Raw genomic sequence first — 430 nt, forward strand, 5'->3', positions numbered from 1 at the left:
GTTCTGCGTCAAGGCCAGTCATCCTCCACAGCGCACCGTGGGTGTGGTAGACGATCGTCGTACCGTCGGTGCGTGGGTCACGCACGTAACCCTCCGCTTCGCCATGGTGGGTGTGCTGACGTAGATCGTGTCCCTGGCCGTCAACTGACCAGACCTGAGCCTGGGCCTGCGGGCAGTCATCGTCACTCATATCGGAACTGAAGATGAGACGACCGTCGATCCAGCCCACGCTGTAACGCCCAGCAGCTGCGTAGCCGTCGTGGTTGTCGTTACCCTCACGCAGCAAACGCAAGAATGTCTCAGCCCCAGCGGGCTGCAGCCAGATCTGAGCGGCTGTTCCCCCGCGGTACCTCTTCCACCGCGAGCAGTCGCCGGAACTAGGGGTGACGACGGCGACGGCTCCGTCGGAACTGACGGCCAGGTCCATTCC

Annotated in this window: 1 protein-coding gene; it reads right to left on the minus strand. The window is 63.3% G+C overall.

Annotation, left to right across the window (positions count from 1 at the left end; genetic code table 11):
- The coding region (locus K5Q99_RS23225; protein ID WP_505973637.1) for a hypothetical protein at positions 1–427 on the minus strand (427 nt) is incomplete at its 3' end.
- Between the last annotated feature and the right edge of the window lie 3 nt (positions 428–430).

Origin of the sequence: Shewanella hafniensis (assembly GCF_019655335.1) — a bacterium.
Classification (GTDB): domain Bacteria; phylum Pseudomonadota; class Gammaproteobacteria; order Enterobacterales; family Shewanellaceae; genus Shewanella; species Shewanella hafniensis.